This is a genomic window from Alkalibacterium pelagium (assembly GCF_900109325.1).
Classification (GTDB): Bacteria; Bacillota; Bacilli; order Lactobacillales; family Carnobacteriaceae_A; genus Alkalibacterium; species Alkalibacterium pelagium.
Window position 1 is genome coordinate 121,837 of the sequence record NZ_FNZU01000003.1, and the last position, 19,392, is coordinate 141,228.

Annotated in this window: 16 protein-coding genes; 4 read left to right on the plus strand and 12 right to left on the minus strand. The window is 41.9% G+C overall.

Features of this window, described 5'->3' with window-relative positions; genetic code table 11:
* Positions 1-43: 43 nt before the first annotated feature.
* On the minus strand, positions 44-1,135 hold the full coding sequence (locus BMX79_RS03650) for a glycerol dehydrogenase (protein WP_091479208.1): 1,092 nt from the start codon (positions 1,133-1,135) through the stop codon (positions 44-46).
* A gap of 177 nt (positions 1,136-1,312) precedes the next feature.
* On the opposite strand from BMX79_RS03650, the gene BMX79_RS03655 reads away from it, so the two are divergent.
* Positions 1,313-2,086, plus strand: coding sequence for an SDR family NAD(P)-dependent oxidoreductase (locus BMX79_RS03655; protein ID WP_091479213.1), 774 nt, complete (start codon positions 1,313-1,315; stop codon positions 2,084-2,086).
* A gap of 86 nt (positions 2,087-2,172) precedes the next feature.
* Here the strand turns inward: BMX79_RS03655 and BMX79_RS03660 are convergent, their stop codons facing one another.
* From BMX79_RS03660 to BMX79_RS03680, 5 genes are all read right to left on the minus strand, one after another.
* Positions 2,173-2,913 (minus strand): sugar isomerase domain-containing protein, encoded by a 741-nt coding sequence (locus tag BMX79_RS03660; RefSeq protein ID WP_091479214.1) that lies wholly within the window; start codon positions 2,911-2,913, stop codon positions 2,173-2,175.
* Positions 2,914-4,185: a PTS ascorbate transporter subunit IIC gene (gene ulaA, locus BMX79_RS03665; RefSeq protein ID WP_091479219.1), complete on the minus strand. Its 1,272-nt coding sequence runs from the start codon at positions 4,183-4,185 to the stop codon at positions 2,914-2,916.
* 101 nt (positions 4,186-4,286) lie between these two features.
* On the minus strand, positions 4,287-4,568 hold the full coding sequence (locus BMX79_RS03670; protein WP_091479470.1) for a PTS sugar transporter subunit IIB: 282 nt from the start codon (positions 4,566-4,568) through the stop codon (positions 4,287-4,289).
* Between the two features lie 2 nt (positions 4,569-4,570).
* Entirely contained in the window at positions 4,571-5,008 is a 438-nt protein-coding gene (locus BMX79_RS03675; RefSeq protein WP_091479221.1) for a PTS sugar transporter subunit IIA, read from the minus strand.
* An 18-nt stretch (positions 5,009-5,026) separates the two neighbouring features.
* Positions 5,027-6,979 carry a BglG family transcription antiterminator gene (locus BMX79_RS03680; protein WP_091479223.1) on the minus strand — a complete coding sequence of 651 codons (1,953 nt, stop codon included), beginning with the start codon at positions 6,977-6,979 and terminating at the stop codon, positions 5,027-5,029.
* Positions 6,980-7,193: 214 nt separating this feature from the next.
* Here BMX79_RS03680 and BMX79_RS03685 point away from each other — a divergent pair, with 214 nt between their 5' ends.
* The 3 genes from BMX79_RS03685 to BMX79_RS03695 all read left to right on the plus strand — a co-directional run bounded on the left by BMX79_RS03685 (position 7,194) and on the right by BMX79_RS03695 (position 10,748).
* Complete coding sequence (locus BMX79_RS03685) at positions 7,194-8,972, plus strand: DUF4153 domain-containing protein (RefSeq protein WP_091479224.1); 1,779 nt, start codon at positions 7,194-7,196, stop codon at positions 8,970-8,972.
* A gap of 78 nt (positions 8,973-9,050) precedes the next feature.
* Positions 9,051-9,863 carry an aldo/keto reductase gene (locus BMX79_RS03690; RefSeq protein WP_091479226.1) on the plus strand — a complete coding sequence of 271 codons (813 nt, stop codon included), beginning with the start codon at positions 9,051-9,053 and terminating at the stop codon, positions 9,861-9,863.
* Positions 9,864-10,046: 183 nt separating this feature from the next.
* Positions 10,047-10,748 carry an FAD-dependent oxidoreductase gene (locus tag BMX79_RS03695; RefSeq protein WP_091479230.1) on the plus strand — a complete coding sequence of 234 codons (702 nt, stop codon included), beginning with the start codon at positions 10,047-10,049 and terminating at the stop codon, positions 10,746-10,748.
* A 58-nt stretch (positions 10,749-10,806) separates the two neighbouring features.
* Here the strand turns inward: BMX79_RS03695 and BMX79_RS03700 are convergent, their stop codons facing one another.
* The 6 genes from BMX79_RS03700 to BMX79_RS03725 all read right to left on the minus strand — a co-directional run bounded on the left by BMX79_RS03700 (position 10,807) and on the right by BMX79_RS03725 (position 19,287).
* Positions 10,807-11,496: an N-acetylmannosamine-6-phosphate 2-epimerase gene (locus BMX79_RS03700; protein WP_091479232.1), complete on the minus strand. Its 690-nt coding sequence runs from the start codon at positions 11,494-11,496 to the stop codon at positions 10,807-10,809.
* An 859-nt stretch (positions 11,497-12,355) separates the two neighbouring features.
* The gene (locus BMX79_RS03705; protein WP_091479234.1) at positions 12,356-13,492 is read right to left on the minus strand and encodes a plasmid pRiA4b ORF-3 family protein; all 1,137 of its coding nucleotides are present in this window, start codon (positions 13,490-13,492) and stop codon (positions 12,356-12,358) included.
* Positions 13,493-14,119: 627 nt separating this feature from the next.
* Positions 14,120-14,971: an aldo/keto reductase gene (locus BMX79_RS03710; protein WP_091479236.1), complete on the minus strand. Its 852-nt coding sequence runs from the start codon at positions 14,969-14,971 to the stop codon at positions 14,120-14,122.
* Between the two features lie 29 nt (positions 14,972-15,000).
* Positions 15,001-16,065: a bifunctional glycosyltransferase family 2/GtrA family protein gene (locus tag BMX79_RS03715; RefSeq protein WP_091479237.1), complete on the minus strand. Its 1,065-nt coding sequence runs from the start codon at positions 16,063-16,065 to the stop codon at positions 15,001-15,003.
* 182 nt (positions 16,066-16,247) lie between these two features.
* On the minus strand, positions 16,248-18,587 hold the full coding sequence (locus tag BMX79_RS03720) for a glycoside hydrolase family 31 protein (protein ID WP_091479239.1): 2,340 nt from the start codon (positions 18,585-18,587) through the stop codon (positions 16,248-16,250).
* 28 nt (positions 18,588-18,615) lie between these two features.
* Positions 18,616-19,287: a DUF624 domain-containing protein gene (locus tag BMX79_RS03725; RefSeq protein ID WP_091479246.1), complete on the minus strand. Its 672-nt coding sequence runs from the start codon at positions 19,285-19,287 to the stop codon at positions 18,616-18,618.
* Positions 19,288-19,392: the final 105 nt, after the last annotated feature.

Consider the following 19,392-nt stretch of genomic DNA (forward strand, 5'->3'; position numbering starts at 1 on the left):
TTGAAAATCGGCATGCTCTTAATTACTGTGTTCTATTTTCGCTTTACAATACGCTTAATTCATTAACTGCAAGAATCGCATGAGCTATCTCGGTCGGCGTGATTTCCGGATCCAGGTTCTCCATCGTTTCTCCTTCAACAGTAGCCAGTTCTCCAATTTCAAGCAGTTCGTCAAATGATTTCCCATCCAGATGCATTTCTTCAAGAGTAGTCGGCATGTCAATTGCTTTAAAGAAATCGATATATTTCTTGATTTCTTCACCTGATTTTCTTTCAAGAACAAGCTGGACAAGGGTCCCATATGCGACTTTCTGACCATGAGTCAGGTCGTGTATTTCACCGGAGACCGCTGTGAACCCATTATGAATCGCGTGTGCACCGGCCAGTCCACCGTTTTCAAAACCAAGGCCGGAGAGTAGTGTATTCGCTTCTACAATCGCATCAACTTGCGGGGTAACGAGCTGTTCCTTAACAGCTTTATACGCAGCCAGCCCATGAGTAAACAGGACCTCTTCAGCCATTTCAGCTATTGCCCTCGCTGCAAATGTTGTTTTTCCACCTGCCATTGTATCACTGTTCCGCTTCATTGCCGCTTTGACTTCCACTAACGTCGCCATAGCGTCCGACATACCTGAAGCAAATAAATGCAGGGGAGCCTTGACCACGATTCCTGTGTCGATCAGAACCAGATCAGGATTTTTATCATAGAATTTATACCCTTCAAACACACCATCATCAGAATAAATAACGGACAACGCACTCGTAGGGGCATCAGTTGAAGCTGTCGTTGGTACAATGATTACGGGAACACCGAGACCATCTGAAACAGCTTTGGCTGTATCTAGTGTCTTCCCACCTCCGACTCCAATTACAGCTTCTACATTCTGTTCTTTTCCAGCATCTGTCAGACGTTCGATTTCCTTATTTGAAGCTTCTCCATTGAACTGTTCGAAATGATACTTACTATCGGATTCACTGAAACTCTCTTCAATCAAATCCTTAGTAATGTCCCACACGACTTCATCAGAAATAAGCAGAGACTGTTTCCCTATACTTTCGGTCTCTTTCCCCAGTTCCTTGATGACACCATTTCCCTGAATGTAACGACTTGGCGACTTGAATATATACTTCTGCATATACTTGCTCCTTTCGTTTTTTTATTACACTTTGATTGTAACAGAGCTCACTCACTGTCTACAAAAAAAAGCCCTTATTTATTGCCGGAAAGTTGAACTTTCATTCAGTGCGTATCAGTTGTATATGCTTTCAAGTGAGTGGTACGGTGGAATTAACAATTAGAAGGAGGAATTATAATGACGAGACTGGACAAACGTACAGTTCTTATTACAGGTGGAAGCGGCGGAATCGGTAAAGTTACAGCAGAAAGAGCATTAGAAGAAGGTGCACGAGTGGTCCTGGTCGATTTGGACGCTGAAGCATTGAACAAAACCAAGAGTGAGCTCGGCCACGACGACCGGGTGCATACAGTTGAAGCAGATGTGTCCAATGAAGAGGACGTTGAAAGATATGTTAAAGAGACTAAAGATAAGTTCGGTAGTATCGATGTATTTTTCAATAATGCAGGTATTATCGGAGAAGTAAATTTCATTCACAATCAGTCTTACGATAACTTCCAGAAAGTCTTTAATATCAATGCTGGTGGTGTCTTCCTAGGACTCAAGCATGTACTGAGAGTCATGAGAGAGCAGAAACACGGGAGCATTATCAATACCTCATCGGTTGACGGACTTAGAGGATCACCTGGCCTCTCACCCTATGCCACATCGAAACATGCCGTTGTAGGACTGACAAAAACGGCCGCTTTAGAAAATGCCGAGTACAAAATCAGAATCAACTCCATTCACCCTTCTCCAGTTGGTACATCCATGATGGACGAAGTCGAGGAAGGATTAGCAGAAGACGAAGCCGACAGCATCAAAAATCAGCTTGAGTCGACAATTCCGTTTGGGGAATATGCAGAAGCAATCGATGTCGCTAATCTGGTAGTCTTTTTAGGTTCAGAGGAAAGTAAATTCATCACCGGTTCACAATACCGCATAGATGGCGGAATGGGTGCCCAGCAGTAGTTGATCAATTAAGCATAATAAAATATTAAAGGTAATAAAATAAGAGGAAGGCAGAGCATCGATAGGCTCTGCCTTCCTCTTTGACATTAAAACTCGTAGTGGATCGATTCTTTGTACTCGCTGATCAGCTTCTGATTGAGTTCATCTCCACCATCCAGATTTGCACTGTAAAAAATGGGTGGGTTTTCCATACCATTTGCTTTGAGTTTTTTCACTGTTTCGACAACCAGTGTATTGACTACCAGTGCACCGATAACCGTGGAAGATGGGCCTACTCGCATATCAAGACCGTCTATCTCACACATCCCATCTCCTCTATGCCCATGATTATCTATAACAACATCACTATATTCAAACAGATTCTTGCCGGTCGGATGTCGGGAATCGACCGACTGTGAGTAAGTGAGGTTGGTCAGTCCGATGGTCGTCACGCCTTTTTTCTGAGCTTCCATTGCCAGTTCGATCGTCACAGGGTTGCGTCCTGAGACCGAATGAACGATCAGAACGTCTCCTTCTTTGAATGGGGTTTTCTCAGCAAGAGCAGTTCCGTAACCCACTAGTCGTTCCATTTTGCTTGTATGGGTTATGGGCTGGACATCAAGAAGGACACTTTCTCCAAAAATAGGATTGATCGTCATCAGTCCTCCGGCTCTATAGTAGAGTTCCTGAGTCAGTATACCGGCATGACTGGCACCAAATGCGAAAATCGACTGCTTATTTTCAACGGCCTTAACCAGATAGTCCACAGCTTTCAAAATAGACGCTTTCTCTTCTTTTTCGACTGTATCAATCAGCTGTTTTATCCCTTCAAAGTAATCAAAAGTCATTTAAAACACTCCTGACAGAAGTTGTGCAAGCCAGCTGGCTAGTGGGCCGAACAAGGAGAAGTCGTTACCTCCGAAAATCAGCATCCAGTTTCGAATCGTCGTTTCATAAATGATTACCGAAATACCCATTAGTCCTACCATGACCACTGCGCCGACGACTGTACCTATGATGGCTCCTCTCAAGCCACCCTGGCCTTCTCCCACGACAGCTGCTCCACCCATTTCAAAGAATGAGGTAACGACTAGTGGAATAAGGATGACACCGAACAAGTTCGTCGTATTGGCAATCAGGATCATGATTGTTGAAGTAATCATAGCTACGATGAATCCGATGATAACTGCATTAGGTTTATAGTTGAACAGGATAGGCACATCAAAAGCAGGAACCGCTCCAGGAATGACTTTATCAGAAATCCCCTGGAAAGCTGGAACGATCTGATTGATCAGCATACGGACCCCCTGCAGCATGATGATGAGTCCGGCACCGAACGTGATCCCTTGTGTAACGGCTGTAAAGAAGGCGTTATCTCCTTCTGCAACAATCTCCGGTGCAACAAACGACATGATGACATACATTATGAAGATCACGATAGCACCCATGACTGAAATTTCACGGAAGAATGACAGACTCTTCGGTACATTAAGTGATTCTGTTGAACGTTCCTTGTTTCCAACTCGCTTGGCAACGAAACCAGAAATGATACTTAAAATGCCTGTTGGATGTCCGATAAGAAATGATTCATCTCCGGTAACGTCCCAGATATAGCGTCTCATAACCCATGGCATGAATGACCAGTATGACGCAGACAGGATAGCCCCAAATAAGATGAGTGTAAGTCCAGTCAGACCGCCTTCAACACCTGCAGCTACAAAAATAAATGGGAACCACCAGAGCATATGACCAGTAAGGAAAATGGTTTTGACTGGAGTAAAGCGGGCAATCAGCAGGTGAATGATCAGCCCAAGAAACATGGCCAGACCGATTTCCCCTCCGAAATCAGCAATGAATGTGACATCACTGAGTCCCTCCCCTACTACTACCCCTTCAGCAATCGTCTGCTGGAAAGCATCATTGATCGGAATGATCGTTCCTACGATGAGGCCGACCCCCGTATCCAGAATCAGCATACCGAAAGCAGCTGACAGGGATCCCTTAACAATATCTGCTATATTTTTCCGCTGAATAATAAGACCTATAGCAGCAATAAGACCCAGGAGAACAGGTGGATTCCTGAGTATATAGTTAGTAATAAAATCTAAAATACCTTGCATGATAAGTCAGTCCTTTTTTAGTTAGATTAGGATCGTTTAAAGAAACAAACTAGTTAAGGTGATCCTCCCCCTTATTTCCCCCTTACCCACTTACGCTAGTATTAATCCTTGGTGGATAGGAAATCATCAAGCGCTTTTCCTACCTCTTCTTTATCCATATACCTCTGGATCGGATATACCGGTGATTTGGTAGATCCTTTCAGTTCGTCTCCTAACTCCTGACTAGTAAATACGGCATCCGCTCCAGTTCCTTTTGCTGAACTTAAATCAGTATTCTCCACTTCACAGTCGATGCCTCTTTCTTTCGCCGCTTTTTCAATTGACATTTTCAATACCATTGACGAGCCTACACCAAATCCGCATACCGCTAAAAATTTGTACATATTCACTCATTCCCTTCTTCTATTAATTGTCTGATTTTCTCTAAATCTCCTTGTAGAACGACTTCATATTTCTCGTCATCCATCAGAAGCTGGGACACTTCTGACAGAGCATCCAGATGTGCTGATGCATCGACAGCAGCTAAGACCAGAAACACTTTCACTTCATTCCCTTTCAGATCTACCGATTCCTCAAGAGTCAGCAGTGACATGCCGACTTCATTCACGCCTGCGCCAGCCTGAGCATGAGGAAGAGCAAAATAATCCTTGAGCACAATATAGGGTCCGTTCTTTTCAACACTATCGATCATCGCTTCTACATAACTCTCATCAATCACCCCTTTATTCAGTAACGGCCGGGCAGCTACAGTGATCGCCTCTTCCCAGTTATCGACAGACGTCTTATGCTGCATCGTATCTTCCGATAAATATTGTTTTAACATGCACCCCTACTCCTTTAATTAATGATAATGAGCTAAATAGCGGGAAATATCCTGATCAGACTGATTGTGAAACAGCTTTTCAATGTCTGTTCTGGATTCCATCACCGCATATAGCTGCTCGATAATGAGACTGACATGCTGAATATCTTCCCTTGTTACACTTACGAGTACAATCACGTCGACCCGATCATTTCCCCAATTAATCTTTCTGTCATTGATGAGCACGGAAAGCTGTGTTTCTTTGACAAATGAGGGATCCCCGTGCGGGATGGCAATCCCCGTCTCAAAAGCAGTCGAGGACATCTCTTCCCGGTCAAACACCGACTTGATATATGCATCAGTGACCTTACCGGTTTCCACCAATGGATCAGTCAATGTCCTGATCGCATCTTCCATAGAGAGCACATGACCTCTTGTGATACTTAAACGCCTGCTGAGAGAATCAACGAGTGGATGATCCTGGCTCAGTCCCTCGTGTCTGCCAGACAATATATAGGAACTCGAGAAAAGCTTAGTCATTTTATTCATAACATCCCTAAGTTCTGCATCAGTCGGGATGGATGAAAGAGGAATAACTGGCGGATCGTCGATCGACAGCGGTACAGTTGAAATAATCAGATCAACTTTTTTCAGATCCATCTTCCCGATCTGATCTTCTGCAATGACTTCATAAATATGGACGCTTGGGAGAAACTGCTTGATTCGTCTTTCAAGGATTTCGGTCGTCAGCAGTCCGGTCTGACTGATAATTAATATCTTTCTGATGTCCCGTTTTCGTTCAAGGGCAGATTGGAAATGAATCATCAAGAAGGCAATTTCATCTTCAGGAATACGCCTGCCCAGTTCTCTTTCAAGATCCAGAACCGCATACCAGGTCAGGTGAAACATCATGGAATACTGTTTCTTGATTTCCCGGATATAAGGATTCTGCAGAGCGATTCCATTTTTCAGCCTGAAGAACATGGGTATAATATGATGCAGGAGTCCATTTAAAAGCTGCTCGTCTTCACTCAAGTCTTCATTGATCATCCCGCTTACTTTAGAAACGAGTTCGCTCACAAGCGTCTGATAGTATGAATGAGTATCAATAGAATGTATATTTTTAAGTCCATTTGCTATAAGACAGTCATTAATATAAATACGGTCTTCAGTTGTCAGACACTCTTTGGTCTGCTGCTCCAGTCTCGCAGCCAGATCATTTGCAATATAGTAGGTATCCAGACTGGTCACTCTCTCGAAAATATAACCGGAAGACTCTTTATGATGGTGCCCCAGTATTATCCGATACATTAATACGACCAGGTTTTCGAATAATTTAACACGGTAGTAATCAGCAAGCTGATAGGCGGTACCGATCTGTTCCACTTCATTTTGAATAATTTCTATATACTCATGCAACCCATTCAGCTCATCTTTAATAAAACTACCGTAGCTTCTCAAGGAAATAGGGGGATGACCAAAGTGGTTCTCGTACTTCAGCGAAAGATACTTACCCCAAAGAGGCTGATGGGTTCTTTCGTCTGTTGATAAAATAGTCCCATCGTTGTTTGAACTGAGAAGATCTTCACCTTGCAGAAAGTCCTGCCTGATCTGTCTGATATCCTTTACGATAGTCGCTCTGCTTACAAAATAATGTTCAGCCAGCTCATGGTAGGACACCCGTTTTCCTTCAAGCAATGTTCTGATTATCTCAAACTGCCGGTCAGCGGGATCCAGATCAATTCTTGTTCCTCTGCTGATAGCTGTTAAGCAGGACAGTTTGTCTGAATGGCTGCCGATCAGTCGGATACCTGCGCCTGGACGTCTTTCCAGAACTAGTGACGTATTCTGTATTAAATCATCCAGTTCATCAAGATAAGCATGAATCGTACGTGCAGAAACACCCAGTCTTTCGGCTAGAAAGGCAGCTGATCTGAATTCTTCAGTCTCAATCATTAGACCTAGAAGCTTCTGTTTATTTTTGATTGTCACGATTCTCTCACCTCCTCTCTACAGGTCAATTATATCACTTTGTTGTAAGCCCTAACATCTACTCTTTCTCATCAGGCAATGTTGAAGAAAAGTATACACCCTTACATATCCCGTACTGAATTGATAACAATTAGATTGCTAAATATGACTGCTAGGAGTATGATTTAGACACATTATATGACAGTATAAAATCTGTCGATCTGGAGGCCTTATCATGAATAAAACCCGTTTGTTTTCACGTTTCAGACAAAGGAGCATGGCAGTATTCGGACGTTTTCCAGTATCAATTCTCTTTCTAGCTTTAACGACCCTGATTGTTATGGCTGATATCCAGCTTACTCGGACCTCTTTATCAAGAGAAGCCTTTTCAGCCGGTCTCGCGGCCCTTTTTCTGGCTTGTGGACAATTATGGAAAGAAAAAGCGCAGCGTCAGCGAACACGGTCATCCTGGCTCATATTTCTGATTCCAGTTCTATCAGCTTTGCTTTATTATTTTTACCTCAGGCAAATCAACTTTGCATCTGATCAGTCAGCGATGATCAGGACGATCGTAGTCATCTTCATAGCCAGTGTTCTACTGATTACGATCCCGACAAGTCGCAGAGCTTATACCTTTTCGCAGTCTCTAATAGCTTATATCCGGACACTATTCAGCAGTCTGCTGCTGGCAGTGGTTTTCTATATTGGAGTAGCAGCAATTCTGGCAACATTCAGTACGCTTTTCACTCAGCTCAGTTTTGAATGGTACAGTCATTCAGCTGCCATTATTTTCCTGTTTTTTGCTCCTGTGTATTTTCTGTCCGGTATTCCGGAATTCTTTAGAGACAAAAATGATCAGACAGTAACAGAAGCCATCAGTCGACCAAAAATTTTAGCTGTTCTGGTAGACTTCATAGTCGTCCCTCTGATCCTGATTTTCTCGGCATTGCTTATTGCCTATATCGGTGCAAACATTACTGGAGAATTCTGGCTGGACAGTCTGATCGAACCTATGCTGATCAGCTACGTCGCTGTCGGATTCATTACGCTCTTTTTAACTGAGCAGTCCACGAAGCAGTGGGTCCGTCTGTTCAACCGATACTTTCCTTATCTGCTGCTGGTCATTGCTGTTTTCCAGAGCATCTCTTCATCGATAAAATCTTTTCAGCTGGGACTGACTCATGGCAGATATTTCGTTCTTCTATTTGGTATATTTGCAATCAGCGGCGTCGTATTATACGGCTTCTTTAAATCAGCATCCCGATACATTCCTATTATATTAATCACATTAGGAACTGTGTCCATCCTTCCTTTTATCGACTCGGTATCTATTGGGACAGCGAGTCAGATCAGACAGGTTGAGGACATTATTCAAGCGGATGATTTTGATGATAACGGGCGGATCAGCTCTGAAGACCCATTCACACATGAGGAAAAAATCCAGTTGAGTTACAGTCTTAATTATCTGGATAATGTCAATGAACTAGATCGTTTGGATTTGCTCCCAGAACGTTTTGATTATTATAATAATTTTCAGGCAGTATTTGACTTTGACCCTTACTATTTTGCTAATCATGACTCAGATAATGGTGAGTGGTCCCCTGTAGAATCGGAATATGCCTATGTGGAGCTTGACAATGAACAGCCAGTAACTTTCTCAGTAGCGGGTATGGACGACATGGTCTACTTTTCTGTCTACCAGTCCCAAGGGCTTATCGAAGAGCAACGGATCGATCTGAATCAGGAGAACACAGAACTGATCATTCAGCATGATGATGAGGTGTTCAGCCTGGAGCTGGAGGAAAATGGTGAAGTCATCATGGTATTTGATTTAAGTTTCCTTAAGGAAGACGTCTATGATCTACAAGGAATGAGCCAGGTCCGACCTCTGGAAGACTTGACGTTTGTTGAGGAAAACGAGGAAGTTATCATAACTTTAATCGTCAATAGATTTGAAACTGACAGAAATGCATATTACGGTGGTGACTTCACGGTGCTGCTGGATTACAAATAAGCCAATCAAAATAGGAAGCATCTTCATACGTTTTGAGGTAAACTGGATTTAGTTAAATTAATAGGAGGAATGCAGAACATGTCAAAAGAAACATTCACATTTCATAATGGAGTCGCCATTCCAAGTATAGGCTTTGGTACTTGGCAGATTCCAAACGAAGAAGCATATGATTCAGTCACAATGGCGCTGAAGAACGGCTATACACACATCGATACTGCTTTAGCTTATCAGAATGAAGAAAATGTCGGAAAGGCCATAAGAGATTTCGATATTGCGCGTGGAGATGTTTTCGTTACGAGTAAATTACCTGCTCAACGCAAAGGCTATCAGGAAACACTTGATGCATTTGATGAAACGATGAATAACCTAGGTCTGGATTACCTTGATCTTTATCTAATCCATGCCCCATGGCCTTGGGATGATATAGGATCAGATCATACCGAAGGCAATATAGAGTCATGGAAAGCAATGGAAAAACTGTATAATGACGGTAAAATCAGAGCGATTGGTGTCTCGAACTTTGAAATCAGTGATCTTCAGGCTATTCTTGATAACTGTGATATCGTGCCTATGGCCAATCAGATTCCTTACTATATCGGACGCGACCAGAAAGATCTTGTCGCTTTCTGTAAAGAACATGATATCGTTGTGGAAGCCTATTCTCCATTAGCTACCGGTCAGCTTCTGGATAGCCCTGAACTGAAAGAGCTGGCTGATAAATATGGTGTGACAACAGCTCAACTGGCGATCCGCTACTGTCTGGATAAAGACACCCTGCCTTTACCAAAATCAACACACGAGAAACGCATCATCGAGAACAAGCAGCTGGATTTCGTAATCTCCGAAGAAGATTTAGCTGTTCTTGATAAGATGGAAGATGTAAGAAGCTAAGCACAAATTCAAATGATCTGAATTAGCCGCTGACAGAATTGTCGGCGGTTTTTTCTGCAGCATACCCTTTCTGAGTCATATCATACTTGAGTTGACAGTCCATACTTGCTTTTCTCTAGGACTTTTTTAACTTATGAGATATACTTATTTAAATAACACATTAAATTTAAAGAGGTGCCTTTATTGAAACCATCTGATTTTACAGGACTATTTAAGAAAAATACCGTTTCGATTGAATCGATAAACAATCCATTCGATGACTATTATGTCATCCAACTATCTTTCCCGGACAAGCTTACATGGGAAGCCGGTGAACACGGTGCTTTTTTACTTCCCGACAATAAAGTATCCGGCAAACCATTCCGAGCATTTTCAGTTGCCTCGATACCCAGCGAAAAAACGATGACCATAGCCACACGTGCCAATGCTCCTGTCAGCAGTTTCAAAAAAGAACTGTTTTCAATGAAAAAAGGAGATCGGGTAACGGTTTTAGGACCCTTCGGCTGGTTCAAAGTCAAAGATGAGACCTCTCCCATAGTATTGATCGCTACCGGCATCGGAATTACACCAATGAGAGCTTTAACTTACTACTTGTCAAACGACGCCAGCCGTCCAATTCATCTGATCTATTCTTCACCCGACAAGCATCTCTTCAAATCAGAATTTGATGCCATCGCAAAACAGAACAGATCATTTCAACCTGTGTACACTGCGTCTAAAGAAGAGACCATAGCCAGGTACGTGGACCTGGCTGAAAAGTATCAGAACGAGGCTTTCTACTATGTATCAGGCAAACGGAACATATTAAAAGGGACTATAAGAGAGCTGAAAAATAAGGGCATAAAACGATTGCGCATTATAACTGATCCTTATTTTGGGTATTGATAGAACAGCCTGCACAGAAAAACAGCACGTCCTTTCATAGGAGGTGCTGTTTGGTTATTTATCTCATCTCTTTTACAAATCGCTCGGTAATCAGCTGCGGTCGGGTTATGGCACTTCCTACAACTACTGAGAAGGCGCCCAATTCCAGACAGGCCTTAGCTTTTTCAGGCGTATCGACTTTTCCTTCTGCTATTACTGGCACCGAAATCTCTGAGAGGTATCGTTTGAGCAGCTCAAAGTCATTTGAGAATATATCGACATCTTTGGTGTAGTCAGTGTAGCCGACAAGAGTGGTAGATACTACATCAAACCCAAGTCTTTCAGCTTCTAACCCTTCCTTTAGTGTCGAGGTATCTGCCATTAACAGAATATTTGGATAGGTTTTCCGTATAGTTTGAACAAAGTCCTCAAGCATCTCACCATTCGGCCTCTTTTGACTAGTAGCATCCAGGGCAATCATGTCACACCCGGCCTCCATCAGTTCGTCGACTTCCTTCATTGTTGGTGTAATATATACATTGGAATCAGAATAGTCCCGCTTTACTATTCCTATGATCGGTAATTCCGATTCGTCTTTTATTCTTAAAATATCCTCTTTGCTGTTAGCTCTTAACCCCGAAGCCCCTCCCATTTCGGCTGCTTTTGCCATTTTACTCATAATAAAAGAGCTGTGAAGGGGTTCATCCTCTAAAGCCTGACATGATACGATCAGTTTACCTTTTATTCGATCCAGCATAATGTTGTTCATTCTCCTTTACAAATCATCTCCTATTCAGTATAAGACCTGGCAGATGAAAATGAAAGACAAATAAGCTCGGCAGAAGTTAGACCGAACAGTAAGTTGAGCTTGAAAAACTCGAGAGAAAGTGTGCCCTTGCATGGAAGAAGAGTTCTGCCAGTAAACAAGGGCATGCATATCTTTCATGTAATGTATGGGGGTACGAAGATATAATAGCTGGTTTAGGCAAACTATTAACAATGAAAAGGAAAGGAAATGAAAAGAACTTCGGAGGGAACAAGCAGGGATAATTAAGTGACCTCTTAGTATCGAGTACTTTTCACTTCTAATGGACAATCACGACTGTCTTATATTTATTAATATCCACTACTGTTAATATTTGAGGAGCAATTGAGGAAAAAGATTGTGATAAAGCTTGAAGTCATTCTAACTCTACTCTAATCTAATTTCAACTAATAACCTAAAAATATTTGATGAAATTATTACTAATTAAGAGTAATGTTTCATGTATTTCTTTGAAAAATTCACAATATGTTCACGCAAAAGCCCTTAACTGTTCATATACACCGTAAATCGGTGTATTTTTACGTTTGTGTTACAAAATCACTTGACTGGCGTTGTTATTATCACAAGGTAATTGTCTTTACATTAGTATAATCCCACTTAGACTGCTTGTGAAAAAAGCTGAATATTTCGAATATATTAGGGTTATTTATGAATATCAACATTTTCTTATTCAAATAATATAGCCATTCTGTTTTAAGTGAACGTCAGATATTACTGATATTATTCTTTTTGGTATCATTCATCACAACGACACAAAAAAACAGAATGCAACAAGCTAATGACTGCACTCTGTTTATCACTCTTATAAAGATTTGTTTATCTCATCTACCGTATTAAGCTGTCTTTTTTTGATCTCAAAAGGGATCGCCCATTCTTTAAGATCGTCATAATCCGGATGTTCTGGATCATTCATCACTTCGAGATAATAGGCATATCCTCCTGCTCCACCGATATCTTCCGGAACGGGATCTCCCATCATCATTTTCAATCGCGGGCGAACCTGCTTATGTTCTGTCCATATTTTTCTAAGCTGAATGACATGCTCCCAGCTGTCACCCAGATCATAAATATAGCGGATAACCGAGTTTTCATCGTAAGATATCGCATCGGAAAGCGTATGATGCGCTCCAGATCCTATATGATCATCGGTCATTCGGTTATAGTGCTGCATATGATAATAACCTTCGGATCCCATTAATGTGAAGCCGTCTTCTAATATGAACTGGTGAAAATGGGAGTTGTTCCATAAGAAGACTTTCTGGATGACCGTGTGCAGGTCATCAAAAGAATAGTGCATCGGCACTTGAATGATGCGGATGACATCTTTCGCTCCTTCGAGTTTCAGTCGAACTTCCAGCTCAGCCACATCCACCGAATATGAAACTGATCCGGTTCCGATGATCCGCTCGAACTGGTTGGAAAAAGCATCTATCGCAGTCGGAGAACCGTCCTCCCCTTTCTTATTCATGCTGACTTTGTATGACCAGGATTCCTGAAAGCATTCTTCATCGTCTGCCTGTTCCATATACATATGAAGGACGTTTAGCGTTGCGCTGTTTTTTCCAATTAAAGCCGCATCTGAAGCTTTACTGGCCGTTGGTCTGGAATAATGATTAAAGTAAGCGTTGATCGAGGTCTCAGAGAACCCCATCCGTTGCATCATCCGATCCATTGCTTCGCTCAACCAGTCCCCAAACTCCAGATAATCCTCTTCATAAGGTGAAAGAAAGATAAGGGTCAGACCAGTGCCGTCATTCGTCAGCACCAGACAGTCATCCTGATCGACTGTCATCAAGTTCCCATGCCAGCTGAAAAACGGATCATGCTGATCCGTTGATACTACTTCTTGAAAAATATCCATGGTATCGTTAGATTCATTCATAATTTTTTCTGCTTTTTTAAAAGCTTTTAGCAGCTTGTTAGTTAAATAGAGATGCATGGTCACTCCTCCTTTAATTTTAGTATGTGCCTTTGGATATGCACTTATCTATGATTAACAGTCTAATCATACCGTTATTCATAGATAAGTTAAACAGAAAATTAATTTGCAGTTTAAACTGGGTCTGTTTTAGCGGTAACTAACGTATTGAGGAGCAGCTAATCTTAGTTCATTTGTTATGCCATACGAATAGATAGAAGTAGACTGTTTCTAGCTTTGCTTTAATGCCCTTATTTTTTGATAAGGTATAACTAGACGCTGTCTAGTTACATTTTATTCTCTAAGAACGTGATAACTTGTCATTAGAAGGCTTGTAGGTATAGTTTATTTATTTTTCAAAGGTATTAATGCCACTAGAGGCTCTCTAATTATAGTTCAGCATTTTCGTAATGAGTAGTCTATCGCTAGATTCTCTCTAGTTATAGTTATTTGGTTACATATATTGATGAAGTCTCATTAGACAAGCCACTAAAAGCAGTTCGAGCCTACCTGGATCCAAGGAAATGCAGTTAGCCCCTCCCGCATATCGAACCCCCCACTAGTTTAAGCAACTCTGACTATAGTGGATCGATAATACCTCCCTACAAATAAAAAAAACAGCTCAGATTGCTCCGAGCTGCCTTCTCGCTAATCAAATTCTTCATACTCATTAGGATGCTGACCTTGAAGTCGGCCATCTTCCCCTTGATCCAGGCTGTCGATATGCTCTTTATCTTCCTCAGAGAGGCTGAAATCGAACAGATCCAGATTCGCTTTCTGGTGAACCGGGTTTGAAGCTTTAGCTACTGTCAGTACATTATTCTCATAGTTCCATCTCAGGATGACCTGAGCGACTGATTTCCCATACTTATCAGCAATTGAACGAAGCGTATCATTGGTCAGCACATCATTGATTTCTCTTCCCAATGGACTCCATGCCTCAGTAATGATCCCCCGTTCCTCATTAACTTGAACCAGTTCCTTATTATTGAAGTACGGATGCCTTTCGATCTGATTAGTCGCCGGTGTTACCCCGGTTTCACTGATGATCTGATCCAGGTGCTCCTCTAGGAAATTAGATACACCGATCGTTTTGATCAGGCCGAACTTCTGCGCATCCACCAGGCCCTGCCACGCTTCCGTAAATTTCCCCTGCTTAGGTAAAGGCCAGTGGATCAGATATTTATCGAAATAATCGATTCCGATTCTATAGAGGGATTCCTGTATCATAAGAATCGCTTTGTCATAATCATGCGCAGCTCCCGGCAGTTTTGAACTGATGATCAGCTCTTCTCTCGGAACCGAGCTGCGTCTGATCGCTTCACCCACCATTCCTTCGTTATTATAATTAGTGGAGGTGTCGATCAGACGGTATCCGCGGTCAATAGCCTGAACGAGACTGGTTACACCTTTAGCCCCCTGCATATGAACGGTACCCATTCCTACGGGCGGCAGTGATGTGCCGTCATTCAACTGAAATTCGTATTCTTTAAGTGACATACTTTATCCTTCCTTTCAACTCATTTGTATTAATCTTTAAAGACTACAAGTTTCTGGATACGATAACTGACCAGAAAAATGACCAGATCGACTCCGGCTTTTAGAAAGACCTCTCTAAACCCAGTCAGCTGGAACAGTAAATAGACGGACAAACCAGAAGTAACTGCTTCTGCTACAGCTAATGAATAATAGCCTATAATTGTCTTGTTCCATTTACGTCTGCTCTTGAAAACAACTGAGCGGTTCATACAGTAATTAAATAGCGACGACCCCGCTCTCGCCAGAATGGTCGAAATAAGAATCCGCCTTCTGGCAAAGGTAAACCCAAGGATCAGTATGAACAATTGAAATAGCGTAATATCAAGTATAAAGGACGTTAGGGAAACGCCCATGAACTTAAAAAAATTTTTGAATAGCACCCAGTAAATTTCTGCAGAATCCTTGAAAGGATTGAAATGTGAGCTTTCATTCTCATTAATGTATACCGTTTCGATCGGACATTCCTCTATTGCAAGCTTTTGTCTAACTGCTGCAATCAGCATATTTGTTTCATAACTAAAGCGTTCGCCTTCAAGATCTGTAAAATGATGCAGGCTATCCATAGCTATGCCACGTAGACCAGTCTGGGTATCAGATATGCGTTTGCCGTAAAGCAGTCTAAAGACATGACGAGTGATCGTGTTTCCCATCTTGTTGGATAAAGGAACATTTTCAGTGTCAAATGACCGGACACCAAGAACCAGCTTGCTCTTGTCTTCGGACAAGGATTGGCAGAGTTTCATCACATCGCTCAATTCATGCTGTCCATCCGCATCAGCCGTAATCACTCCATTCGCATTGCCCATCTGCTCGTCATTTAATATGTACGCAAATGCATTTTTCAGTGCCCTTCCTTTACCCTTGTTTTCTGAATGCCGGACAACGGTTACATTATGATAGGAGCTGCACCGATCAAATATAGTCTGACAGGTATGGCTGCTTCCATCGTCTATGATGAGGATAGAAAGAAAACGTTCTTCACTCAGTAAACGGACATAATCACAAAGTTTTTCATTAGGATTCAATGCCGGTATCACAATCACACAATTTTTCATACACTACCCTCTTTTAACCTAGCTATAGTCGTTCTTTATCAAAAAATATCCATATTCTCTTCATTATTTATTCACTTTTTATCATATCACATTTACATCATAAGACTCGAATAGAACAACTCAAAAAGACCTGATCGATATCAGGTCTTCTCTTCGTCCAAATCTACAGTTTAGCCGTCTGTTTAACTATTCTTAATATACAACAGTTCGAAAAGAGACTGACTCAAGTACTCTTCTTCCAGCTCATTTATTGTTGAAAGAAGACTAAATTCTGAATGATTGTTATTGAAGTCGTTGTATAAGTCATCTTTCAGGAAATAGCCGACTTGTGCAGTGTTCAGGCGATTAAACAGCTCATCACTAATGTCCTGCTCATCAATAAATTTAAAGGACTTAACTGTCATTTTCAGCTCTTTTTCGTCTACCATTTTAAAGGTTATTGTTGTCCGGTTCATTTCCTGAGCATACCTCTGTTCGATCAGCTCACCACCCTCAAGGTTAATCAGTTCGACTTGTTCTGAAGCATTAAAGTGCAAACTATGAACACGTTCTTCAGGTAAAACAGAAGTCTCTCCTTTTACTATCAGCTGAATGGTCTGGGCCTGATAATCAAGTGCCAGTTCAGTCACTGCTCTTGACTGCTTGACGTCTTCAATTAGTTCAAAGCTGTTTGACTGACCAGGATAAATCATCCATTCTAAAGAGTCGGGTAGAGTATGTGCTGGTGTAATAGCAGGATTGGCATCCATTGGAATGATGCCTCCTTCTTTGGCAAAAACAGGCATCCGATCTGTTTCTCTAAACAGTTTCAGTTTCGATCCTCCTTTGTACCTGAAGTTGCTGAAAATATCGAACCAGTAGCCGTCCGGGAAATAAATCAGGTCACTCCCATGAAGAGTTTCCTCATCTTTTTTTGTTGTAATAGGCAATACTAATAGCTCACTGCCAAAGAAATATTCGTTTTTTACATCATAGGCATGTTTTTCCATTGGGAAGTGATAATATACCGGACGGATCAGTGGAATCCCTTCTTCACTTGTCCTCACGTTATAAGTGTACACGTATGGAATCAGTGCATGTCTAAGCTGAAGAAAGTCGATCATATTAGTTTTAACTGATTCGCTGTAGTTCCATGGTTCTTTGCTTGAAAAGGCACTGTTGGAACTATGGAGACGATTGATCGGGCTGAACACCCCGAACTGGAACCACCGCTGGACCAGCTCTTCGTCTTTGTATCCCTTATAGTGTCCACCAATATCGTGACTCCACCAGGTATATCCGATATTGGAAGAGGTCGCTGTCAGATATGGCTGAAAATTCAGCGAATCCCATGAAATCACTGAATCACCTGAAAATCCGATCGGGTACCTGTGGCTTCCCGGACCGGCATAACGTGAGAGGATCAGCGCTTCTTTCCCTCTTTCTTCTAAATCTTTATAATGATAATGGTTCAGAAGCCACAAAGGGTCGATATCGCTTGTACTGTATTCTCCTTGCTGCCAGTCAATCCACCAGAAGTCGATCCCAATCTCTTCGTAAGGATGGTGAACTTCTTCAAAATAAGCCTCTCTGAAGTCTTCGTCCATCAAGTCAAATTTAGCTGGTTCTTCCAAGTGTGTTTTCAAGTTCAGCCTTTCAGCAATTTTTTCATACTGAGATTCAAATGCGCGGATCCCGTCTGCCGGATGAACATTCAAAGTAGTAGCAAGTCCTTTGTCTTTTAGTTTTGTGAGAAACCGTTCAGGATCAGAAAAATATTCAGTATTCCAAGTATAACCGGTCCATCCACTGCCATACTTTGAAGGGATATCTGTCAGGTGCCAGTCCATATCGATTACACTGACTGAAAGAGGAATATGTTCGTTCTCGAATCTGTCGATCAGTTTGATGTAGGTTTCTTCAGTGTACTTCCAGTAGCGGCTCCACCAGTTGCCCAATGCATATCTTGGAAGTAAAGGTGGAAATCCGGATAGACGAAAATAATCTCTTAGTGCTCGGAAGTACTCCCTCCCATATGAGAAAAAGTAGACATCGGTGTGTGGGTTGTCTTTCACTTTTATACAGTTGTCATCGTCAAATACGAAAGAATCCGAGTCATCAAGCGCGGCATAGCCGAATTTTCCCATAATTCCTTCTCCAAGTTCGGTTGCTCCGTCCACCCTGTCTATAGTTCTCACTGTTCCTTTAAGCGTATCGATCGGTTGACCGTAATACCACCTGTTAGTATAGTTTGAAAAGTTGTATCTAACATCTATATGCAAATTCTTCGGACTGAATTCCTCTTCCTTAGTATAAAAAAGGTGAAAAGTACTTGTAATGATTTCCAGTGTGCCGTTCGTTTCTTTCAGTTCAAACCCGACATCTCCAAGATTTCGATGCTGGGCAAGCTGAGTCGCACGGTCTTCAAAATACCCAGTTTCTGAGTATTCCATTCGAATCAGCCTGTCAGTAATCATGGTGAACCGGTAATGCTCCCCTTGAATAATCTGATCATTAGTTGGTAGTAGTTTATCAGTTGTCATATGTATCCTCCTCGTTTCACGCCGGCTTTCATTTAGATAGTTTGTTCAACTTGGACAGAAATAAATAGTAAACTGCGTACAGTGTCAGGGGAATCCCGATTAAGCTGTATAGAATAAGGCTGACCGAAAAAATGATGTAGTTCAGGCTAATCAGTAAAATGACTAATCCTATTGAAAACAAGGGGTGTTTCACTATAAAGTAGATTCCCTGCTTCAATTTCCATCTGACAGGCATTGCATAATGAGCTTCGATAAATAATGTAATCAGGGCTGCCATCCAGATGTAAAACAAAAGCACGACCACTATTAGACTGAGTATGGGCGGACCATCTAAAGAAAAATAAAGCAGGGCAGCTAAAAGTACGATCAGGCCGGTATACATCATGCCAATCAAGAAGCTGTTTCTGTAGCCGTTCCTGTAATGCTTGAAGAAATTAACGGGTCCTGACGAAGCCGGTTCTCTAAGCCCCTCCCGGACAGAAGAGATCAGCGCCTGCAGTCCTGGAAATAAAACGATCGGCATGAAGAGAAACAGTAGAGGCAGCAGAATCTGTAAAGCTGCCGGATCAGACGTCACTCCGATCTGTATCATCAAAAACAGCACTGGCCAGCTCACGACTCCCCATAATAGGTTCAACAACAGGCAGTCTATTACCAGTCGAGATAATTCGTAGAATGCCAAGTAAATCTTTTCTCCCAAATAATCCCCTCCTTAATAGTCTAATTATACGCTTTCTTAAATGAGGATAAAAACAAAAGCTGCCGGCATGTCCAGAATCTACACGACAGCAGCCTTTAAGATGTA